This window comes from Mycobacterium sp. (assembly GCF_019243155.1).
Taxonomy (GTDB): domain Bacteria; phylum Actinomycetota; class Actinomycetes; order Mycobacteriales; family Mycobacteriaceae; genus Mycobacterium.
Genome location: NZ_JAFAUS010000090.1, coordinates 1 through 4,184, shown reverse-complemented (window position 1 = coordinate 4,184; position 4,184 = coordinate 1). Strand labels below are relative to the sequence as shown.

Here is a 4,184-nt window from a genome sequence, read left to right as displayed (position 1 = left end):
ACATCCCGGTCGTCGGCTCGAAGTTCACGCTTGCGCTGGTCGCCGCGAAGTGTCGCGAGCACCGCCTCAAGCCGGTGTTCGTGGAGGTGGCCGAGGGTCAGAAGAGCAGTCACGGCGTGTTCGAATGCCAGTACTTCGCCGTCAATCACTCCATCCCCGACGCGCTGGCGATCGCCGTGCACACCGGTGCCGGAACGGTCCTGCACACCGGTGACATCAAGCTCGACCAGCTTCCCCTGGACGGCCGCCCGACCGACCTACCCGGCATGTCCCGGCTCGGCGACGCCGGGGTGGACCTGTTCCTGTGCGACTCAACCAATGCCGAGCATCCCGGCGTCGGGCCGTCGGAAAGCGAGGTGGGCCCGACGCTGCACCGTTTGATCCGCGGTGCCGACGGCCGGGTCATCGTGGCGTGCTTCGCCTCCAACGTCGACCGGGTGCAGCAAATCATCGACGCCGCGGTGGCTTTGGGCCGGCGGGTATCGTTCGTCGGCCGGTCCATGGTGCGCAACATGGGGATCGCCCGGGAACTCGGATTCCTGCGAGTCGCGGACTCGGACATGGTCGACATCGGCGCCGCCGAGATGATGGCGCCGGAACGGGTGGTGCTGATCACCACCGGCACCCAGGGTGAGCCGATGTCGGCGCTGTCGCGGATGTCGCGCGGCGAGCACCGCAGCATCACGCTGACCGCGGGTGATCTCATCGTGCTGGCGTCGTCGCTGATCCCGGGCAACGAGGAAGCGGTCTACGGCGTCATCGACGAGCTCGCCAAGATCGGCGCCCGTGTCGTCACCAACGCCCAAGCCCGCGTGCATGTTTCGGGCCACGCCTACGCCGGCGAGCTGCTGTTCCTGTACAACGGTGTGCGGCCGCGCAATGTGATGCCCGTGCACGGGACATGGCGGATGCTGCGCGCCAACGCCAAGCTGGCCGCCAGCACCGGAGTTCCCCAGGAGTCAATCCTGTTGGCCGAGAACGGGGTGAGCGTCGACCTCGTCGCGGGCCAGGCCACCATCGCGGGCGCGGTCCCGGTGGGCAAGATGTTCGTCGACGGACTGATCAACGGCGACGTCGGCGATATCACCCTGGGCGAGCGGCTCATTCTGTCGTCGGGCTTCGTCGCGGTGACGCTGGTGATCACACGCGGGACCGGGAAACCGGTGGCGCCCCCACAGCTGTATTCGCGGGGGTTCTCCGAGGACCCCAAGGCGCTGGAACCCGCCGTGCGCAGGGTCGAAGAAGAGCTGGAATCGCTTGTCGCCGAGAACGTTACGGACCCGGGCCGGATCGCCCAATGCGTGCGGCGCACCGTCGGCAAGTGGGTGGGCGAAACCTACCGCAGGCAGCCGATGATCGTGCCGACTGTCATCGAGGTCTAGATCTTTTGGGCTAGATCGTCTCGGCTAGAGCTTTTCGGCGTAAGCCGACCATTCCAGTTGCGAGGCCTTGAGGCTGCGGCCGGTGGGCGCGACGTAACGCTCGCAGAGTTCGTCGGGGCCGGCCTGCTCCACCAGCCGCCAGCCGTATTCGCCGACGAACGCTGCGACGTCGTCGGGTTCTAAGCCGAAGCGCCACAACTGCTTCCGTTGCCTGACGTTGCGGTACAGCGTCCGGGTGCCGTACAGATTCTTGCCCTCGATGAAGTCCCGGCGGACGTAGGTGAACACCAATCGGCTGCCCGGCGCGGCGGCCCGCAAGCCTTCCAACGTGCGCCGAACGGTATCTTCGCTCAGGTATTGGGTCACGCCCTCGCAGATGAAGAATGCCCGGTACTCGGTGTGGTAGCCGTGCTCGGCCAGCGAGGTGAGCAGGTCGTCGCGCTCCAAGTCCAACGCCACCAGCCGAACCGACAGCGGCGGGCCGCCCAGCACCCGTCGCACCGTCTCGGCCTTGCGGGCGATGTTGATCGGCAGGTCGACCTCGAAGACGGGGATGCGGACCTGCCGCGTCAGCAGGTAGGCGCGGGTGTCCAGTCCGGCCCCGAGGATCACCACCGCATCAATGCCACCCAGGGCGTCGCGCAGCTTGTCGGCGATGAAACGCTTGCGGCAGGCCAGATTCGCCCACAACCCGGGCCCGGTGAACTCCGACCCGCGGATCATCAGGCGCCGGACCGGCGCCCACCGGGTCGCGGCGACCAGCCACCGCAGTGCCCCCGGCAAGAACAGGGCGGCCAGGTCGTCGTCGACCAGGCGGCGGCCCGGCGGTTCGTTCTGCTCGACGGCGGCCAGCACCATCGGTCCAAAAGCGGTCTGCGCAGCGGGGTTTGGAGCCATCATTTATCGCTTGTTCACGCAGCCCGCATCGACCGGCAACGTCACTCCCGTGATGTAGCGAGCCTGGTCGGACACCAGCCATGCCACCGCGTTCGCGATGTCATCGGCTTGCAGGACCTCCACCGGCAGCGCGTTGCCCGTACCGAATCCCGGCGAGTCCTTCCGGGCCGCCATCTGAATCAACCACTGCTGGGTGAACTCGTTGTTGATCATCGGGGTTTCGACGCCCGAGGGATGAATCGAGTTGACCCGGATGTTCTCCCTCGCAAGAAGATTGGCGTACACACGCATCAACCCGACCATCCCGTGCTTGGCGGCGGCGTACCCGATGGATCCCGCATCGGGGGTCGCGAATCCGGCCAGCCCCGCCGCGGAACTGATCAGCACGATCGACCCCCCGTCGCCCTGCTCGACCATGACGGGCACCGCGACCTTGATGGTGTGGTAGACGCCGGTGAGGTTGACGTCGATGACGTCGTGCCAGCCGTCGTCACCGGATTGCATCGGAGCGATTCCGGCGTTGGCCACCACGATGTCGAGGCGGCCGAATTCGTCGAGGCCCGCTTGCAGTGCGGCCGACAGCGACTGCCGGTCCCGGACGTCGCCGCGAGAGGCGACGATGCGGGCACCGGTGTCCTCGACGAGCTTGACGGTGGCCGCGAGATCCTCGGCGGTGGCCAGCGGATAGCGGACGCTGTCGATCTGGTCGCACAGGTCGACCGCGATGATGTCCGCGCCGTCGGCGGCCAGCCGCACCGCGTGCGCGCGTCCCTGACCGCGCGCCGCACCGGTGATGAAGGCGACCTTCCCCTGCAGGGGTCCTTCGGCTGGCGTGCCCATTACGGTCGCAGCTGTCCCTTGCCCTGGTCGCCGGCCGGAATCGGCTGCAGCATCTTGATGTCGGGCGCACCGACGAGGTGCTCGCCGGCCGCGCCGAACATCTTTCCGATCGCGGGAGCCGTGCTGTGCGTCTTCAGCGCGTCTTCGTCGGCCCACTGCTCGACGAAGACGAAGGTCTCACCGGTCTGGTGCAGCGAGTACAGCTGGCAGCCGGGCTCGTCGTGCACCTCTTGAACCGCGTTCGTGAGGATGTCGCGGACGGTGTCGACCGACTCGGGCTTGACGGTCATGGTGGCGACGACGACGACGGGCATGCTGGGTCCTCCTGGGGCATAGGGGTGGGTGACGCGCACGACTTAGGTCACCGGTTGTCACCCTACTCACGCGTCCCGGTGACCGACCCGCGAAGTGGCTCACAACCGGGGTCGTTACCAGTGTGGCGGGTGGTGTTGATGATGCCGTTGCGACTACTCTTGCCGTCATGGCTAATAAGACCGTCGCCCGCTCCGGGAACCGAACGAGCAGGTCTAGGGCCAATTCGAAGGCCACTTCGCGAGGAGGGTCCCGGCCCAAACGGCCGGCGCCACCCCGCGGAAGGGGCGGCAGGCCAGCCAAGCGACGCAACCAGTCGCTGCTGGTCGCCACGGGGCTGACCTGCGGGCGGGCCATGCGCGCCACCTGGCTGATGGCGGCCAGGGGTACCGGCGGCGCGGCCCGGTCGATCGGGCGGGCGCGCGAAATCGAGCCGAGGCATCGTCGCGACGGGATCGCGCTGCTGCTGCTGGCGGTGTCCGTCGTCGTCGCCGCGAGCTCGTGGTTCGACGCCGCGCGGCCGGTGGGCGCGTGGGTCGACACGCTGTTGCGCACCTTCATCGGCGCCGGGGTCCTGGCTCTCCCGGTCATCACCGCCGCGGTGGCGGTGACGCTGATGCGGACCGAGCCCAACCCGGACGCGCGACCCCGACTGATCCTGGGCGCCAGCCTGATCGCGCTTTCGGTTCTCGGGCTGCGGCATTTGTGGTCCGGTTCGCCGGAAGACCCCGAGACGCGGCGCCGCGCGGCGGG

Annotated in this window: 4 protein-coding genes and 1 pseudogene; 2 read left to right on the top strand and 3 right to left on the bottom strand. The window is 68.1% G+C overall.

Annotated elements, in window-relative coordinates; genetic code table 11:
* A partial coding sequence (locus tag JOZ00_RS04580; RefSeq protein WP_293340259.1) for a ribonuclease J occupies window positions 1-1,382 on the top strand: 1,382 nt, incomplete at its 5' end.
* Between the two features lie 24 nt (window positions 1,383-1,406).
* Here the strand turns inward: JOZ00_RS04580 and JOZ00_RS04575 are convergent.
* The 3 genes from JOZ00_RS04575 to JOZ00_RS04565 are packed head-to-tail and all read right to left on the bottom strand — an operon-like array spanning window position 1,407 to window position 3,433.
* Entirely contained in the window at window positions 1,407-2,279 is an 873-nt protein-coding gene (locus JOZ00_RS04575; RefSeq protein ID WP_293340262.1) for an SAM-dependent methyltransferase, read from the bottom strand.
* A gap of 3 nt (window positions 2,280-2,282) precedes the next feature.
* Entirely contained in the window at window positions 2,283-3,119 is an 837-nt protein-coding gene (locus JOZ00_RS04570; RefSeq protein WP_293340256.1) for a mycofactocin-coupled SDR family oxidoreductase, read from the bottom strand.
* On the bottom strand, window positions 3,119-3,433 hold the full coding sequence (locus JOZ00_RS04565; protein WP_293340253.1) for a putative quinol monooxygenase: 315 nt from the start codon (window positions 3,431-3,433) through the stop codon (window positions 3,119-3,121). The genes JOZ00_RS04570 and JOZ00_RS04565 overlap by 1 nt, the downstream gene beginning before the upstream one ends.
* 167 nt (window positions 3,434-3,600) lie before the next feature.
* On the opposite strand from JOZ00_RS04565, the pseudogene JOZ00_RS04560 reads away from it, so the two are divergent.
* Window positions 3,601-4,184: pseudogene (locus JOZ00_RS04560) on the top strand (cell division protein FtsK); the annotation flags it as partial.